Raw genomic sequence first — 17,548 nt, forward strand, 5'->3', positions numbered from 1 at the left:
TGACAGGCCTCCGTTACGGAATAGCCTTTCTCGGTCACTAACGCGACGGCCTCCAGCTTGAACTCTGGAGTAAAGGACTGACGACGTTTGCTCATAAATAAGACACCTCACTGAGCGCGTTAGAATAACGCTTTACTGAGTGTCCGAAATCATTGAGCCACTACAGTTCGCGCTTATCATCCTGAGAAAACCGCTGTAAAACACGTCCAGAGGTGCCGCACTGCACTGCAAACGAGCACGCAGTACCGCCCCTTCCCAGCCGATCCAGAAAAACTGAGCCAGCTCCTCAGCATCCAGTGCAGCTGACAACTCCCCCTGCGCCTGAGCAGCCTGCAGGCAAACGGTCAAGCGTTGCTGCCAGCTATGCAGGATCGCATCCAGCTGCTGGCGAAAATCATCCGGCAATACCGCGACTTCCTGCCCCATGTTGCCCACCAGACAACCACGGCGGAATCCATGACGTGCCATTCCGGCGCTGGCATCCGCGACGAACTCATCAAGACGCTGCAACGGTGATAGCTGTGTATTGAGCAGATGGCGGTCCAATTTACGTTCAAAATAGCGGGCGTAACTGTCCATCACCGCACGACCGAAAGCCTCCTTGCTGTCGAAATAGTGATAGAACGATCCTTTGGGCACCCCGACCTGCTTTAAGAACCCTTCCAGACCGGTGGCAGTGAACCCTCGCTCGGTCAGCACTTCCATGCCCCGGCGAATCAGCGCCAGACGTGTCTCCAGCTGGCCATCGGGCTGCTTCGGCGGACGCCCGCGGCGGCGAGGCGCATTATGGGATTCTGTCACGAGTACATCCACCTATTTATAGACTGATCGTTTATTAAAATAGCAGACTACTCGCTCAACAGTCACCTGTCCAGCCGTCGTCAGCCGAATTGAAAAGCAAGGAATAGCGTAAAGAAGGGGGCACGGTGCCAAAAACACCTGAAGACAGACAAAATAAAACCGGCCTGAGCCGGTTTTGTTGTCGTATGCAGAGCCATGTCAGCTTCGTGAGACTTAGCCTGCCAGACCTACATAGATATTCTGCACGTCGTCGTCTGCTTCCACCTTTTCCAGGAACGCTTCAACTTCAGCCAGCGCGTCACCTTCCAGTGAAACAGGATTCTTGGGCACATAACCCAGTTTGGCGCTCTGCACGCTGTAGCCAAACTCTGGCAGCGCTGCCGCTACGGCCATCAGATCAGAAGGGTCGGTCATGAACAGTACTTCGCCGTTCTCGCCTTCTTCCAGATCCTGAGCACCGGCTTCGATAGCAGCTTCTTCTGCATTGGCATCGGCCTTCTCGGCAGTGGCTTCGATCAGCCCCAGATAGTCAAACGTCCAGGCGACAGAACCTGAGCTGCCCAGCTGACCATTACGGAAGGCAACACGCATGCCGGAAGCAGTACGGTTTTTGTTATCGGTCAGACACTCAACGATGACGGGAACCTGATGCGGCGCGTAGCCTTCGTAGGTCACCAGCTCATAGTTGACAGTTTCATTCAACAGACCCGCGCCCTTCTTGATGGCACGCTCGATAGTATCTTTAGGCATGGACGCTTTACGCGCCTGCTCCACTGCCATACGCAAGGCAGCATTGGTATCGGGATCAGCACCCGCACGGGCTGACACGGTGATTTCACGTGACAGCTTGGTAAAGATTTTGCCCCTGGCGTTAGCAGCCTCGGCTTTGCCTTTGGCTTTCCACTGTGCACCCATCGCTGATTACCTGCTTAGCATCTCTAATCGGTATCGCCGTCAGTATGACTGTACGACTACAAAAACAGGGCCGAAGTATAAGCCCTGTTTATCGAGGGAGCAAAATCAGGTCAGTTAAGGGCATCGCGGGCACTGCGGCCACTCAATACGGCAGCAATATTTTCCAGCGCACGCAGGCCCATGGCATCGCGCGTTTCTATTGTCGCAGAGCCCATATGCGGCGCCATGAAGACGTTGGGTAACGCGCGAAAACGCAGATCATATTCAGGCTCGGCAGCAAAGACATCCAGGCCTGCAGCAGCGATATGGCCGGACTTGAGTGCCGCCAGCAGGTCGTCCTCATTCACCAGCTGACCTCGTGCGGTATTGACCAGAATTGCCCCCTGCGGCAATTGCTTGAGCCGGTCAGCATTGATGGCACCAGTGGTCTCGGGGCTGGAGGGTGCGTGTAACGAGAGGAAGTCACAGTGCGGCAGCATCGCTTCAAGGTCACTGAAATAGGTAGCGCCGTGCTCCAGCTCCGGGCTCAGGCGCGAGCGGTTGCAATAGAGCACCTTCATATCGAAACCACGGGCACGACGTGCCACTGCCTGACCGATGCGGCCCATCCCCCAGATACCCAGCGTCTTGCCACTGACCTCGGTGCCGAGCAAGTCACCCAGGCCAAAACGCCGGCGCCAGCCGTTATCCATGACCTGCAGGTACTCTCGCATTCGCCGTGCAGCACCCAGCAAAAGCAACATCGCCATATCGGCCGTGGCATTGGTCAGCACATCGGGTGTGTTAGTGGTGACAACACCCAGTGACGTTGCCGCAGCTACATCCAAGTGCTCATAGCCAACACTGCTGGTGGCAATGATTTTGATCTGCGGCGCCAGTGCCATCAGCGTCTCGGCTTTGACAGGAATACGGGAGGAAACAAGAATGGCCTGAATCGAGGGATTAGCCTTTACCACTGCAAGCATTTCTGCCGGTGTCAGCTGCTTTTCCTGGCTTAGCAGAGCATCAAACTCGGTCACGGCACGCTCAGCCACGGCAGCGGTCAAGGGGGCAGCACAGAGTAAACGGGGAGCATTGGCAGTTGATAAGACAGACATAGGGTAATCCTTGATAACAATGGCAGACCGGCTTGGAACACACAGCGATAACGGGAAAAGTCATACATCACATTACCCAGCTCTTGTAATGTTGGACGTTACGCAAAACAACGCGGCCGCGTGGCCAAGTGATGAAGAAAGGTACGTTACTTGTGCTGCTGGTCTCACCGGCTATACTGCCGACCACAGCAAAGCCGATATTCATCTGTCAGAGAGCAGTTACGATGGCCACCCGCTCTTCCACACGCCGCCCTCGTGCCAGCAGTCAGGCCCGTATCGACACTATTCTCGAGGCCGCTCGCGAGCTGCTCAGCAGTGAAGGGCTGGCCAATCTGTCGATCTATGCTATTGCGGCAAAAGCCGATATTCCTCCGTCTTCGGTGTACCACTTCTTCCCCAGTATCAGTGCGGTTCTGGAGGCACTGATTTCTTCGGTTCATCAGGCATTTCTTACAGCACTGGACTCTCCCCCCGCAACCGGGCTGATCCACAGCTGGCATGATCTGGCAGCTCATATCGAAAAGCAGGTTCTGTCGGTCTATCAGCATGATGAAGCCGCGCGGCAGCTGATTCTGTCCAGCCACGGTATGAGCGAGGTGATGTTACGAGATCGTCAACATGACGTGGAACTGAGCCATGCCGTAGCCGCCTTGTTTAACCACTACTTCAAGCTGCCACCCCTACCTGCAGATATCGACATTTTTGATCTGGCCATGCAGCTGGCAGACCGTATCTACACCCTGTCCATCCAGCGTCACGGAGAGATCACGCCGACTATGGCAGCCGAAGGGCTACGGGCCTATCAGGCCTATCTTGGTTTGTACTTGCCGCCCTTGTTACAGCGTCAATCGGGCAACGCTCAATAATCGATACTTATCGATATTTTTCCACTTCTTATCAGTGATTATTTTAAATTTCACTTTTAATACGGATAAATATCGACTATAAAACACCCCAACAGCATATCGCCTTTATCAACGGGTTGCGCGCTACAGCACCTGACCCTATGAGCAAGGCGCTTGTATGCATCAGTTACTCGCGCCAGATGCTTGTCTCGATACAGCATCGGCAGACAGCCTTCACGAACCACAGATATGAGGTTTGCCATGAGTCGTAACGTTACCGTCGCAGCTACCCAGATGGCCTGCTCCTGGGATAAAGAAGCCAACATCGCCAATGCTGAGAAACTGGTTCGTGAAGCTGCCGCCAGTGGTGCGCAGATCATCCTGATTCAGGAGCTGTTTGAAACGCCCTATTTCTGCCAGAAGCCCAACGCAGATTACCTGCTGCTGGCCACTACTCTGGAAGACAACCCTGCCATCCAGCATTTCCAGAAACTGGCTAAAGAACTGGAAGTGGTACTGCCCATCAGCTTCTTTGAACTGGCTGGTCGTGCCCGCTTCAACACTGTCGCCATCATCGATGCCGATGGCAGCATGCTCGGCATTTACCGCAAGAGCCATATTCCTGATGGCCCCGGCTACCACGAGAAGTATTACTTCAACCCGGGCGACACCGGCTTCAAAGTCTGGCAAACCCGTTATGCCAAAATTGGTGTAGGCATCTGCTGGGACCAGTGGTTCCCCGAGTGCGCGCGCAGCATGGCATTGATGGGGGCAGAACTGCTGTTCTACCCCACCGCCATTGGCAGCGAGCCACATGACAAGACCATCAACTCACGTGACCACTGGCAGCGTGTGCAGCAGGGTCACGCGGGTGCCAACGTCATGCCGCTGATTGCCTCTAACCGTATCGGCAACGAAGAGCAGGATGGCTACGACATCACCTTCTACGGCTCATCTTTTATTGCCAACCAGTTTGGTGAAAAAGTGGCCGAGCTGAATGAAACCGAAGAAGGCATTCTGGTGCACAGCTTTGACCTCGATGAACTGGAAAAAATCCGCAGCGCCTGGGGTGTGTTCCGCGACCGCCGCTACAACCTATACACGCCTGTCACCACTCTGGATGGAAAAGCCTGATATGAGCATTTTGACCAGCACTCCCCGCCAGGACGGCTTCCACATGCCAGCTGAGTGGGCTCCCCACAGCCAGACATGGCTGATCTGGCCAGAGCGTACTGACAACTGGCGCGAAGGTGCCAAGCCGGTACAACTGGCGCATGCCACTCTTGCCAAAGCGATCGCTGAGTTCGAGCCTGTTACTGTCGGCGTCTCGGCTGCGCAGTATGAAAACGCCCGTGCACGTCTTGATCACCCCAACATTCGTGTGGTGGAAATCTCCAATGATGATGCCTGGGTGCGCGATACCGGCCCGACTTTCGTTATCAACAAAGAAGGCGAAGTGCGCGGCGTCGACTGGGACTTCAATGCCTGGGGCGGCCTCAATGGCGGCCTGTATTTCCCCTGGAAGCGTGACCAGCAGGTGGCGGGCAAGATTCTCGAAATCGAACGCTGCCAGCGCTATGCCCTGCCAGGCTTTGTACTGGAAGGCGGCTCCATCCATGTGGACGGCGAAGGCACAGTGATCGTCACTGAGGAATGCCTGCTGAATACCAACCGTAATCCACATCTGGATCGGGCGGAAATTGAAGACGTACTCAGGCAGCATCTGAACATCGACAAGGTCATCTGGTTGCCCACGGGCCTCTTCAATGATGAAACCAACGGCCACGTTGACAACTTCTGCTGCTACATTCGCCCTGCAGAAGTGCTGCTGGCGTGGACTGACAATGAGCAGGATCCCAATTACGCCTTGTGCCGCGCGGCACTGGACGTGCTGCAGCAGGAGAAAGATGCCCAGGGACGTGCCTTTGTCGTCCATACCATACCGATCCCCGGTCCGCTCTATGCAACTGAGGAAGAGGTAGCGAGCGTTGATCTGGTCGAAGGCTCGCAAGAACGCACGACCGAAAGCCGTCTGGCCGGATCCTACGTCAACTTCCTGTTCGTCAATGGCGGTATCATCGCCCCCTGCTTTGATGACCCCAGAGACGAAGAAGCCAGAGCAGTACTGGAACGCATCTGCCCTGACCACAAGGTAGTGATGATCCCGGGTCGCGAATTGTTGCTCGGTGGCGGCAATATTCATTGCCTCACCCAGCAGCAACCCGCCCCAGTCCGGGGCTGATGTCGCAGAGACGCCGGTCTCTGCAAGTACAAGAAGCATCGCCTCGGCGGTGCTTTTTTTATTTCCAACGCGAGTCACTCATAACAATTCATCACCATCCCGATGACGACAGAGCAAATTCGTCCTTGCCTTCCGAAAAAATACCTGTATCGTACTAGTACATGAATACAGATACCTATCTAATTGAATTAATTGATCATCTGCTGACCATGAATGATCAGAGCAGTATGGAGAAGGCGTTACGCAGCTTGCTGACCCCCTCTGAGCTGACGGAAATCAGTAAACGTCTGCAGATATTCAAGATGCTGGAGCAAGGTATTCCCCAGCGTCAGATCGCCGAGACCCTGGGTGTCGGCATTGCCACAGTCACTCGCGGCTCACGTGCTTTACGTGGTGAGTAACGCAGTCAAGGTGCGTCAATCTAGATAGTCAGCACAGGAAAACATCATGCCCTGCCGCCCCAACTCACAGCGATGGCGAAGCTCAACGCACTGACGTTTCGCCCACTCCAGCCATTGCATGGCTGGCTTTATGCTGCTTCTGTGAGATACCTGCACCATGTCATCGGAATATTCCAACAAGCCAGCCATGCTTGAGCTGCCGCGCAAACCGCATTACATCACCCTTGCGACCGACATCGATTTCTTTGGCCTGTTCAAGAAGATCGAAAAGCAGTTCGATATCTGCTTTATGCTGGAGTCGCTCGGTGAGGAAAGCTTTATTTCCCGCTGCTCCATCATCGGCTTCGATCCTGAAAAGGTGCTGTCTGCCCGTGATAAAGCCCTGACCATCACTGAGCGCGATGGCAGCAAGGCAGAGTATGCCAGCGACAACCCTTATTACCTGCTGCGCGATGTTATTCCGCAGAACATCATCTCGCGCAAATACGCGGGTGGCCTGACAGGTTTTATCAGCTATGACGCCATGAACTACTTCGAGCCGACATTGAAGCTGAAAACCAGCGACATGTTCGAGTCGTTCAAATTTGGTCTGTACAAGGATGGCCTGATTCTCGACAAGATGACCGGCGAGGTGATCTATTTCTACTACACCGACAATCGCTACCAGCTGGTACTTGATCTGATTGAGCAGGACTATGTGGGCAATGGCCCACTGAAGATCACCGCCACCGGTGAAACCATGAGCCGTGAGGAACATGCTGCCGCGGTAATGAAGGTCAAGCAGGACATTATTGATGGCAAGATTTTCCAGACAGAGGTGGGCTTCAAAAAACGTTTCCGTCTCGAAGGCGACACCATCAATCTCTACGAGAAATTGCGTGAGGTGAACCCGTCACCGCAGATGTATTACGTCAAGTTCGGTGAGCAGAAAGTCATCGGCGCCAGCCCGGAGTTACTGTTCCGCCTGCGTCAGGGCGAGATGGAAACCTTCCCTCTGGCAGGCACGGCACGTCGCGGCAAGGACGAGCAGGAAGACACCATGCTGGCGCGTAAACTGCTGAACGATCCCAAAGAAATCGCTGAGCACAATATGATCGTCGATCTCCATCGCAATGATATTGGCCGCGTGGCCGAGTTTGGCACAGTCAAAGTGCGCAGCCTGATGGACATCAAGCGATTCAGCCATGTGCAGCACATTTCCAGTGAGATCGTCGGTATCATCGCCCAGGACCACGACATGTTTTCTGCGCTGGCCAGCAACTTCCCGGCAGGCACGCTCACTGGCGCACCCAAGATTGAAGCGATGAAGATCATTGATGATCTGGAGACCGATGGCCGCGGTCCTTATGGCGGCGCACTGGGTCATTTCTCCTTCAATGGTGACTGCACCTTTGCCATCCCCATACGAACGGTCTTTGCCAATGGCACAGAAGCCTACGTGCAAACCTGTGGCGGTAATGTCTACGACTCCAACCCTGCCGATGAGTATGAAGAAATTCAGCGAAAGTTTGCCGGCACCAAAAAGGTTCTGGATATGTTCAGCAGTGAAGGTCAGGAGGCGTCAGCATGAAAGTCTATATCATCGATAACTACGACTCCTTCACCTACAACCTGTATCAGTTCGTCGGCGAGATTCTGGTTTCAGCAAAGAAGCAGAAGCGTGTCGATGACTTTGAGGTTGTGGTCAAGCGGAATGATGAAGTAACGCTGGCCGATCTGCGTAAAGCCGCCCCTGATCGCATCATCATTTCCCCCGGCCCCGGCTCACCCGACGATGAAAGCTACTTTGGTGTATGTGCTGATGTCATTCGCGAGCTGGGCCAAACGATCCCACTGCTGGGCGTTTGTCTGGGTATGCAAGGTATCGTTCACGTATTTGGTGGCAGGATTGTCAAAGCGCCCTTGCCGATGCACGGTAAAACCAGTGCCATCACCCACAACGGCACCAGCGTTTTCAGGAATATTCCCGATCAGCTAGAGGTCATGCGCTACCACTCACTGATTGCAGAAGCAGAAACCTTCCCGGAATGCCTGACAGTGACCGCTGCCGTGGGCAGTCTGGCGGCGAAAGACTTCGATCAGCTGAATGTGATCCGTACAGGTGGCGCCTTCGAAGTAATGGGAGTCCAGCACAAAACCCTGCCCATCCACGGTATTCAGTTCCATCCTGAATCCTTCGCAACCGAAGGCGGCAAGGAGCTGATCAGTAACTTCCTGTTCAACTGCTGATCTTCAGCAGTCACAACATAAAACGGCAGCTTTTCCGGCTGCCGTTTTTATTTGCGTTGCTCACTGCCTCAATTTCACTTCAACGGAAGTAGCATCTGGCAGTGCTACTGAGAGCTACTGGATATTGTTCTTTTTGACCTGCTCATCCCAATAGTCTTTCAACCGGATAATATCGCCGTCATCGGGAAAAGCCTTCAACGCCTCCACAGCATAACTCTGCGCAGTCAGAGCATTTTCCTGCGTGTTTGACAGATGCTTGATGACCGCCTGACGTGGATTGGTCAGGGTCACTGCGTAGGTCGTACCACCCTCTTCGTATACCAGCACGTTGTCGTTAGACATTTCCCCCAGCTCAATGTGATAGAGGTTATCTTTGCCATCCATCCGCGTTGCGCGCGGTGACAACAAATCCCGCTCTATCGTGAAGCCAAGGGGTCGGGTGTAGATAAACAGGGTGTCAGTATTAAGGTCAGCCATATTTGCTACCAGCTCGACCGGCTGACTGACATTGACCCAGGGAATTTCACCCAGATTGGAATAATTCAAGGTGTAGTCATTGTACGGGGGGATTTGTTTGTAACCTTCTTCGGTTTTGATATACAGCCCTGGCTGCGAGAAGTCTTCGGCATACGCCGCTCCACTCACCATCACCCACAGTGTCAGCACAGCCGCACGGCACTTGCTCTTTATGGATTGCTGTAGCATTCCCACTCTCCCGTTCCCTATTCGAACCCAGATCAGCTACGCATGTCAGTAAAGCAGCTGAACCCCGAATGTCACTGCGGTCGACATCTTAACAACCCCGCTAAGGCGTCCCAAGCGATGGTAGCGATTTTCACAATCCCGACATGGGTTGCAGGCAACTGTTACATTAGTGGCGTAATGCCCCCTACTTCTCATATCAGCACTTGAGAAGTGCACACAAAAAAACACCCAGCCCGATAAAGTCCAGGCTGGGTGCTTTTTCTGTCTATGGTGAATCAGCGGGTCGCTTACGCGCCTTCGGCCAGATAGAACCAGGTATCCAGCACAGAGTCAGGGTTGAGCGATACTGTATCGATACCCTGCTGCATCAGCCATCTGGCCAGATCAGGATGATCTGAAGGCCCCTGGCCACAGATACCAATATATTTGTTGTTACGCTTACAGGCCTGAATGGCCATCGCCAGCAACTTCTTCACAGCCTCGTTACGCTCATCAAACAGATGGGCAATGATGCCGGAATCACGATCCAGACCCAGCGTCAGCTGCGTCAGGTCGTTAGAACCAATGGAGAAACCATCGAAGTATTCGAGGAACTCATCGGCCAGCAAGGCGTTGGCGGGCAGCTCACACATCATGATCACACGCAGCCCATTTTCACCACGCTTCAGACCATTTTCAGCCAGCAGATCGATTACCCGGCTTGCCTCGCCCACGGTGCGCACGAAAGGCACCATGATCTCAACGTTGGTCAACCCCATCACATCCCGCACCTGCTTCAGAGCACGGCACTCCAGTTCGAAGCAGTCACGGAAGTTGTCTGAAATATAACGGGATGCACCACGGAAGCCGAGCATGGGGTTCTCTTCACCCGGCTCATAGCGGCTACCGCCGATCAGATTTTCATACTCGTTGGACTTGAAGTCTGACAGGCGCACGATCACCTTTTTCGGCGCAAATGCAGCGGCCAGTGTAGAGATACCTTCAACCAGCTTGCTGACATAGAAGTCGACAGGAGAACCATATCCGGCAATACGCTTGTCGATGGCCTGACGTACTTCGCGAGGCTGTTCATCAAGATTCAGCAACGCCTTGGGGTGTACGCCGATCATACGATTGATAATGAACTCCAGACGGGCCAGACCTACTCCTTCGTTAGGCAGAGAGGAGAAATCAAAGGCGCGATCAGGATTGCCCACGTTCATCATGATCTTGAACGGCAAACCGGGCATGGAGTCGATACTGTTAGTCTTCAGCTCAAAGTTCAGATGACCCTTGTAGACGCGACCAGTATCCCCTTCGGCGCAGGAAACGGTAACTTCTTCACCTTCCTGCAGCTTCTCGGTAGCGTCACCGCAACCGACGATAGCTGGAATACCCAGCTCACGCGCGATGATGGCTGCGTGACAGGTACGCCCACCGCGATTGGTGACAATAGCAGCCGAGCGCTTCATCACCGGCTCCCAGTCTGGATCGGTCATGTCGGTCACCAGCACGTCGCCCGGCTGAACTTTATCCATATCAGCGATGCTGTTGACGATACGCACCGGACCTGCACCAATGCGCTGACCGATACTGCGTCCCTCAACGATAACGGTGCCTTTTTCCTTCAGCAGATAACGCTCCATGACGTTCTGGTTGGCACGGCTTTTAACTGTTTCAGGACGTGCCTGGACGATGTACAGCTTGCCGTCGTCACCATCTTTGGCCCACTCGATATCCATCGGACGGCCGTAGTGTTTCTCGATAATCAGCGCCTGACGAGCCAGAGACTCCACTTCCTCATCAGTTACACAGAAAACCTGACGATCTTGCTTGTCGACATCAACAGTAACGACTGACCGTCCGGCACGCGCCTCTTCACCGTAGATCATCTTGATAGCTTTGGAGCCCAAAGTACGACGCAGTACAGCGGGGCGGGCGGCTGCCAGGTTAGGCTTGAATACATAGAATTCGTCAGGGTTGACCGCGCCCTGCACCACAGTTTCACCGAGGCCATAGCTAGCGGTGACAAAAACCACCTGATCGAAGCCAGACTCTGTATCCAGCGTGAACATAACGCCTGCAGCGCCTGTCTCACTGCGCACCATCCGCTGTATGCCAGCAGACAGGGCAACTTCCCCATGATCAAAACCATGATGAACACGGTAAGAAATAGCACGGTCGTTATACAGGGAAGCAAATACTTCCTTGATGGCGTGCTTTACGTTCTCAAGACCACGGATGTTCAGGAAGGTTTCTTGCTGGCCGGCAAAGGAAGCGTCTGGCAAGTCTTCTGCCGTAGCAGAAGAGCGCACGGCTACCGCAAGTTGCTGGTTATCTGCTGAAAGCTCTTCCCACGCAGCATTGATGGCCGTTTCCAGCTCGGGCTGGAATGGGGCTTCCATCAACCAGCCACGAATCTTCTTGCCGGTTTCTGCCAGAGCTTTTACGTCTTCGACGTCCAGCTCTTTCAACGTATCAGCAATGCGGTTGGCCAAGCCACCATACTCAAGGAAGTCCCAATAGGCCTGGGCAGTAGTAGCGAATCCATTCGGTACGCTGACGCCTGCAGACGCCAGATTACTGATCATTTCCCCCAGAGAAGCGTTCTTACCTCCGACACGCTCCACATCATTCATTCCTACCTTGTCGAAAAACAGAATATAGTTTGGCAAGGTGCAACCCCTTTGTAATCGTCTGATGCTTATGCCAGACCGCATCGACCCCCTATCTTCCCTCACTGGCTGTTGCATGATCTGCATTTCACCACAGTTCTGCAGTAGATCTACACTGAACCAGAGACTTTCCAACCAGCTACTTTCTTCTGATACTTGGTAACCAGATCAGAGCACCATATTCAAAATATATGTTCTATATTAAATGGCGGCTTGGAATAAAAAGAGGATCGTTATGCCTGACAAGGGCCATGATACTGAATTTTTTTTTGGATTTCTCCAAGGTCATCAAATGTAATTTCACTACAGGTCTGACCAATTTTTATATCATTTTAAAATCAACAGGTTACACATGAAATCAACCATTTCATGGCTTAAATTAGGCGAATGACAAGAGACTCAGACTTTTTTCTTGTCATTTTACAAGTTATGAAACTCAGTAAATTTGCAGCACAGCTGCAGAATAGAAAGGAAGTTGCAGATGCGTCGCACCGCTTTTTTTATTTCTGATGGAACAGGGATTACTGCCGAGACGTTGGGAAATAGTTTATTGGCTCAATTTGATAACATCGAATTTGACCAGATTACCCTTCCTTATATTGATACTGCAGAAAAGGCATTTAATGCAGTCAAGCAAATCAATAAAACAGCTCACTATGATGATGGCCGACCCATTATTTTTGACACGATTGTTAATACTGAAATAAGAGCGATTATTTCTGAAGCAGATGCCTTTATGGTTGATATTTTCGGCACCTTCCTTAGCCCGCTGGAAGAAGAGTTGAATTCAAGATCAAGCTATACGGTTGGCAAATCACATGGCATTCACGAAGAAAGGAAGTACAAACAAAGAATAGACGCGGTAAACTTTGCCCTGGATAACGATGACGGCATCAGAACTCGTCACTATGACCAGGCAGATGTGATTCTGGTTGGCGTCTCTCGTTGCGGCAAGACCCCGACATGCCTGTATTTGGCGCTACAGTTCGGCATACGAGCGGCCAACTACCCTTTGACAGAAGAAGACATGGATGACGGCATGCATCTGAAAATGCCCAACGCATTGAAAAAGCACAGACATAAATTGTTCGGCTTAACCATAGAACCACCTCAGCTGGCAGCCATACGACATGAACGTCGCCCTGACAGTAAATATGCCGCATTTGAGCAATGTGAATTTGAGGTCAGAGAAGCATCCGCTCTATTTGCACGGGAACGAATTCCCTTTATTGATACAACCAGTCTTTCCATAGAGGAAATATCAACTCGGATATTGGCACAAACAGGACTAGAACGACGAATGAAGTAAACAAGGACGTTCTTGACTGGATTACACTGCACTTATTTAGCCGATGTCTTTTAGGCTGGCTTGGTGATTACTTTTTCCAAGCCAGTTTCACTGAGCCCGGTTAAAGTTTGGATTAGACTGGTACAAACCTCGTCGACAAAGTCAGTTCTGGACAACAAGACTCTCTCACAGGTAGGAAGTTTTACAACAAAGCGGCCAAATGAAGCTATTTCGTGTCTACCAAGTAAGCTCCAAAATAACTTCACTACAACACAGACGATGTAGATGGAGTTGAAAAACTTAAAAGGCGAAGATGAGGCGAAGGGCAGCACGCAGAAGAGGAAAAATTCAGGCACAAAAAAACCGCATCATGCGGCTTTAGTTTCATACATCTTAATTTTTGGAGCGGGAAACGAGACTCGAACTCGCGACCCCGACCTTGGCAAGGTCGTGCTCTACCAACTGAGCTATTCCCGCTTTTTGACCTACAACACCGATTAACGTTGCGTCTGGCGTTGAAGTGGTCGCTATAGTACACAGGTGACCTTAGCTTGGCAACTGTTTGATTTCACGCATTATGATCAGACAGAAGCTTACGGGTCAGATACGAATGCTTCTGCCACTGCTACTCGTAACACCGTCAAGCAACAACTGCATTTCAGCTACTCAATACACGTTATGGGGCTGTTAAACAGCCCCAAACACCATTAAAGCACGAGACGACGTATTACTTCATATTCTCGATCTGAGCACGCAAATCAGTGATCTTGCGGCTGACAACTTTTTCGAGGTGATCCAGCTCTTCAAGCAGTAACTCTTTTTCACTCATCTTACGCTGATCTTTGGCAACCAGGCTGTCCAGCTCATCAACCGCACGCAACAGGAATGGATTCATTTCACTTACCTCGCGGTAGTGCTGTGCCCCTTCATTGATACGAACAGTTTTAACATAACGTTTGAATTTAAACTTTCTGGAACGTGCGAACCACTCACCTTTATCACGTTTCAGGTAGATCTTGATGACGTCTTCATCACCTTCCTGACGAAGGGTGTACTTTTCAATATCAGCAACGTCTTCAATGCCCATTTCAGCCAGATGGCGGTACTCAGTCATATTCAGCTCCAGTCTCAGACTAATACTTTGGTCGTATTCTATCAGAACTGCGATTGTGATGTTTATTAAAAACGACACCTGTTTCAAACATTAGGATAAAAATTTGATTCACGACAGCCTATTGCCAGAGGATTCCACTATAGGATGATTCAAATGGTTACAACGGCCATTGTGCTTTAGAGTGATCTCACCTATTCTCGGTAACAGATTAAGTCTTCTGCCAGCAAGGTTATCAGCTTAGATTACGAACCTTTTCTGTTAGAAAGCCTTGATCAAGCTTAATGAAATTGTTTATCGATCTGACAGGAGAGGTTATGTCTGATCCGCGCCAAGGTACCGTTAAGTGGTTCAATGACACCAAAGGTTTTGGTTTCATCGCTCAAGATAGCGGTCCTGATGTGTTCGTCCATTTCAGTGCCATTCAACAGAAAGGCCGTAAAACCCTGGTAGAAGGCCAACGCGTCAGTTTCGATCTGGCGGAGAGCCAAAAGGGTTTGCAAGCTTCTAATGTGAACGTGCTCTGATTTGTTGGGTGGCGCCGTCTGGCGCCATCTCTTCCCTTAAAATCAAGCGCCCAGTTACCCTTTTTCCTTGCTTCATCCTCTGCTCCAAACCCTCTCTTCTGCTCTGCACTTTAATTCTATCAAGACGTACCCATCTAAAGGTTCATGTTCAGAGCGGCTTGAGTGCTCACTTAGCCATACATTGGCAAATGTAGTGGTACGGCCTTTCAACAGGCTCTGAAAACTCCCCCGTTAGAATTGGAGTTTATGAATGTCCGAACAGGAAGCCATTTCCCCTGAAGTCATCAGCGTAGAACAATCGGGGTCAAACCTGATCCTCCCTCATCAGGCACTACCTGATAAATTACACTTGCTGCCCGTCAATAATCGTCCTTTCTTTCCCGCTCAGATACACCCTTTAATGATCAGTGCGGAACGGTGGCAGGAAACGCTGGACCGCGTTATGCGAACACCTCACCAAATGGTGGGACTTTGCTATGTGGGTGATCAGAACCCAGACACGCTGAGACCAGAAAACTTCTCTGCCATTGGATGCATCGTTCGCGTACATAAGGTGAATGAGCTGGAAGGACAGATCCAGTTTATTGCACAAGGTATCAAACGATTCCGCATTCGAGGCTGGCTAAGCAGAAAAGCTCCCTATCTGGTCGAAGTCGAGTACCCGGATCCCAAGGAAGAAGACGCAGACGAGCTGAAAGCGTATGGCCTTGCCGTCATTCAAGCGATCAAGGAACTACTTCCCCACAACCCTTTGTATAGCGAAGAGTTGAAGCAATACCTGAACCACTTCAGCCCGAATGAACCCTCTCCTCTTTGTGACTTCGCTGCTGCCATCACCACATCAAAGGGCAATGAGCTACAGGAAATTCTGGATACGGTTCCACTAGTACGACGGATGGAGAAGGTACTGGTCCTCCTGCGCAAAGAACTGGAGATGGTGCGCTTACAGAGCTCTATTAGAGAAGAAGTAAACAGCAAGATCCAGGATCGACAACGGGAGTTCTTCCTCAAAGAACAACTGAAAGTCATTCAGCGCGAATTGGGACTGGAAAAGGATGACCGCAGCAATGATCTGGAAATGTTCCGCGCCCGACTGGAAAAGCTAACTCTTTCAGAGCCCGTCAGTCAGCGTATTGAAAGTGAGCTGCAGAAGTTATCGGTACTGGAAACGGGATCGCCAGAGTACGGCGTTACCCGCAACTACCTGGATTGGATAACATCAGTGCCCTGGGGCGTGCATGGCAAAGATAAGCTTGATCTTAAACGTGCCCGGAAAGTGCTGGACAAACATCACGATGGTCTTGCCGATGTAAAAGAGCGCATTCTCGAGTTTTTAGCACTGGGCGCGTGGAAAGGTGAAGTCAGTGGTTCAATTGTATTGCTGGTTGGCCCTCCGGGGGTGGGCAAGACATCAATCGGCAAAGCGATTGCGGAATCACTTGATCGCCCCTTCTATCGTCTCAGCCTTGGTGGCATGCGGGATGAAGCCGAAATAAAAGGCCATCGCCGGACCTATATTGGTGCGATGCCGGGCAAACTGGTTCAGGCGCTAAAAGAAGTGGGTAAAGCCAACCCGGTTATCATGCTGGATGAAATCGACAAGCTCGGCGCGTCATATCAGGGAGATCCTGCATCCGCCCTGCTGGAAGTGCTGGACCCTGAACAGAATAGCGAGTTTCTGGACCACTACCTGGATGTGCGGCTGGATCTGTCCAAAGTGCTGTTTATCTGCACTGCCAATCAGCTCGATAGCATTCCTGGTCCATTGCTCGACCGCATGGAGGTCATTCGACTGGCAGGTTATTTAGCGGAAGAAAAAGTAGCCATCGCCAAACGTCACTTGTGGCCCAAATTATTGGAGCGTGCCGCTGTCGACAAAAAGAAAGTCAGCATCAAAGACGGCGCACTTCGTGAACTGGTGCAGCATTACGCTCGTGAAGCGGGCGTGCGGCAACTGGAAAAATTACTACAGAAAATATTGCGCAAAGCAGTACGAAAACTGGTCGAAGATCCAGCGCTGAAAGATGTCAGCATCTCCAGCAAAAATTTGGTGGACTATGTAGGCACCCCTTACTTCCGGCCTGAAGAAGTGATGTACGGCACCGGCATAGTCACTGGTCTGGCCTGGACGGCGATGGGCGGAGCGACATTGCCCGTTGAAGCCAATCAGATCCACCAGATCAATAGAGGCTTTAAACTGACAGGCAAGTTAGGCGATGTGATGAAGGAATCTGCCGAGATTGCCTATAGCTATGTGAGCAGCCATATCTCGGACTATGCCGGAAGCCCTGAACCCTTTGAGAAAGGCTTTATCCATCTCCATGTGCCGGAAGGAGCCACTCCTAAAGATGGTCCAAGTGCTGGAGTGACTATGGCTACCGCTCTGATATCACTGGCGTTGAACCAGCCCCCTAAAAAAGGCATTGCCATGACAGGAGAGCTGACGCTCACCGGCAAAGTCCTTCCTGTGGGCGGTATTCGGGAAAAAGTGATTGCTGCCAAACGCAGTGGGATTTTTGAACTGGTCCTCCCTGATGCCAATCAGCGAGACTTCAATGAGCTACCCGATCACGTCAAGGAAGGTATCACAGCTCATTTCGCGAAATACTACAGTGATGTGTTCAAAGTCGCCTTTGAAGCAACAGCCCTCTCTGGCAAGGTGAGCCGCAAAGGGTAATACCTGTACTAGTGCTCCTGATCGGTATGGCAGGAGCACTAATCTTCCTTCTTTCG

Annotated in this window: 16 protein-coding genes and 1 tRNA gene; 9 read left to right on the plus strand and 8 right to left on the minus strand. The window is 51.7% G+C overall.

Annotated features, from left to right (window positions below):
* From WH50_RS27245 to WH50_RS02975, 4 genes are all read right to left on the minus strand, one after another.
* Positions 1 to 95 (minus strand): transposase (locus tag WH50_RS27245; RefSeq protein WP_133251223.1); only part of this gene is annotated, 95 nt, incomplete at its 3' end.
* Positions 96 to 132: 37 nt separating this feature from the next.
* Complete coding sequence (gene acuR, locus WH50_RS02965) at positions 133 to 801, minus strand: acrylate utilization transcriptional regulator AcuR (protein ID WP_207780155.1); 669 nt, start codon at positions 799 to 801, stop codon at positions 133 to 135.
* A gap of 213 nt (positions 802 to 1,014) precedes the next feature.
* Positions 1,015 to 1,716: a YebC/PmpR family DNA-binding transcriptional regulator gene (locus WH50_RS02970; RefSeq protein WP_110185953.1), complete on the minus strand. Its 702-nt coding sequence runs from the start codon at positions 1,714 to 1,716 to the stop codon at positions 1,015 to 1,017.
* A gap of 110 nt (positions 1,717 to 1,826) precedes the next feature.
* On the minus strand, positions 1,827 to 2,813 hold the full coding sequence (locus tag WH50_RS02975; protein WP_110185954.1) for a 2-hydroxyacid dehydrogenase: 987 nt from the start codon (positions 2,811 to 2,813) through the stop codon (positions 1,827 to 1,829).
* 224 nt (positions 2,814 to 3,037) lie between these two features.
* Between WH50_RS02975 and WH50_RS02980 the strand changes: the two genes are divergently transcribed.
* The 6 genes from WH50_RS02980 to WH50_RS03005 all read left to right on the plus strand — a co-directional run bounded on the left by WH50_RS02980 (position 3,038) and on the right by WH50_RS03005 (position 8,530).
* Complete coding sequence (locus tag WH50_RS02980; protein WP_110185955.1) at positions 3,038 to 3,679, plus strand: TetR/AcrR family transcriptional regulator; 642 nt, start codon at positions 3,038 to 3,040, stop codon at positions 3,677 to 3,679.
* Between the two features lie 240 nt (positions 3,680 to 3,919).
* Positions 3,920 to 4,792, plus strand: coding sequence for an N-carbamoylputrescine amidase (gene aguB / locus WH50_RS02985; protein ID WP_110185956.1), 873 nt, complete (start codon positions 3,920 to 3,922; stop codon positions 4,790 to 4,792).
* Between the two features lies 1 nt (position 4,793).
* Positions 4,794 to 5,900, plus strand: coding sequence for an agmatine deiminase (gene aguA, locus WH50_RS02990; protein ID WP_110185957.1), 1,107 nt, complete (start codon positions 4,794 to 4,796; stop codon positions 5,898 to 5,900).
* A 161-nt stretch (positions 5,901 to 6,061) separates the two neighbouring features.
* Complete coding sequence (locus WH50_RS02995; protein WP_104155180.1) at positions 6,062 to 6,301, plus strand: Trp family transcriptional regulator; 240 nt, start codon at positions 6,062 to 6,064, stop codon at positions 6,299 to 6,301.
* A 157-nt stretch (positions 6,302 to 6,458) separates the two neighbouring features.
* Positions 6,459 to 7,871: an anthranilate synthase component I family protein gene (locus WH50_RS03000; RefSeq protein WP_110185958.1), complete on the plus strand. Its 1,413-nt coding sequence runs from the start codon at positions 6,459 to 6,461 to the stop codon at positions 7,869 to 7,871.
* Entirely contained in the window at positions 7,868 to 8,530 is a 663-nt protein-coding gene (locus tag WH50_RS03005; protein ID WP_110185959.1) for an anthranilate synthase component II, read from the plus strand. The genes WH50_RS03000 and WH50_RS03005 overlap by 4 nt, the downstream gene beginning before the upstream one ends.
* A 114-nt stretch (positions 8,531 to 8,644) precedes the next feature.
* On the opposite strand, the gene WH50_RS03010 is transcribed toward WH50_RS03005, so the two are convergent.
* Together WH50_RS03010 and ppsA are read right to left on the minus strand one after the other, a co-directional pair.
* Complete coding sequence (locus WH50_RS03010; RefSeq protein WP_133251224.1) at positions 8,645 to 9,235, minus strand: hypothetical protein; 591 nt, start codon at positions 9,233 to 9,235, stop codon at positions 8,645 to 8,647.
* Between the two features lie 287 nt (positions 9,236 to 9,522).
* Positions 9,523 to 11,853 (minus strand): phosphoenolpyruvate synthase, encoded by a 2,331-nt coding sequence (ppsA, locus tag WH50_RS03015; RefSeq protein WP_412053321.1) that lies wholly within the window; start codon positions 11,851 to 11,853, stop codon positions 9,523 to 9,525.
* Between the two features lie 517 nt (positions 11,854 to 12,370).
* Between ppsA and ppsR the strand changes: the two genes are divergently transcribed.
* On the plus strand, positions 12,371 to 13,198 hold the full coding sequence (gene ppsR, locus WH50_RS03020; protein ID WP_110185962.1) for a posphoenolpyruvate synthetase regulatory kinase/phosphorylase PpsR: 828 nt from the start codon (positions 12,371 to 12,373) through the stop codon (positions 13,196 to 13,198).
* Between the two features lie 380 nt (positions 13,199 to 13,578).
* Here ppsR and WH50_RS03025 read toward each other — a convergent pair.
* Both WH50_RS03025 and WH50_RS03030 read right to left on the minus strand, forming a co-directional pair.
* Positions 13,579 to 13,654, minus strand: a tRNA-Gly gene (locus WH50_RS03025).
* 250 nt (positions 13,655 to 13,904) lie between these two features.
* Positions 13,905 to 14,291 carry a DUF3461 family protein gene (locus WH50_RS03030; protein ID WP_243409974.1) on the minus strand — a complete coding sequence of 129 codons (387 nt, stop codon included), beginning with the start codon at positions 14,289 to 14,291 and terminating at the stop codon, positions 13,905 to 13,907.
* A 314-nt stretch (positions 14,292 to 14,605) separates the two neighbouring features.
* Here WH50_RS03030 and WH50_RS03035 point away from each other — a divergent pair, with 314 nt between their 5' ends.
* Together WH50_RS03035 and lon are read left to right on the plus strand one after the other, a co-directional pair.
* Entirely contained in the window at positions 14,606 to 14,815 is a 210-nt protein-coding gene (locus tag WH50_RS03035; protein ID WP_104155174.1) for a cold-shock protein, read from the plus strand.
* Between the two features lie 250 nt (positions 14,816 to 15,065).
* On the plus strand, positions 15,066 to 17,492 hold the full coding sequence (lon, locus tag WH50_RS03040; protein WP_110185963.1) for an endopeptidase La: 2,427 nt from the start codon (positions 15,066 to 15,068) through the stop codon (positions 17,490 to 17,492).
* Positions 17,493 to 17,548 lie beyond the last annotated feature (56 nt).

The sequence above is a fragment of the Pokkaliibacter plantistimulans genome (genome assembly GCF_003194385.1).
GTDB lineage: Bacteria > Pseudomonadota > Gammaproteobacteria > Pseudomonadales > Balneatricaceae > Pokkaliibacter > Pokkaliibacter plantistimulans.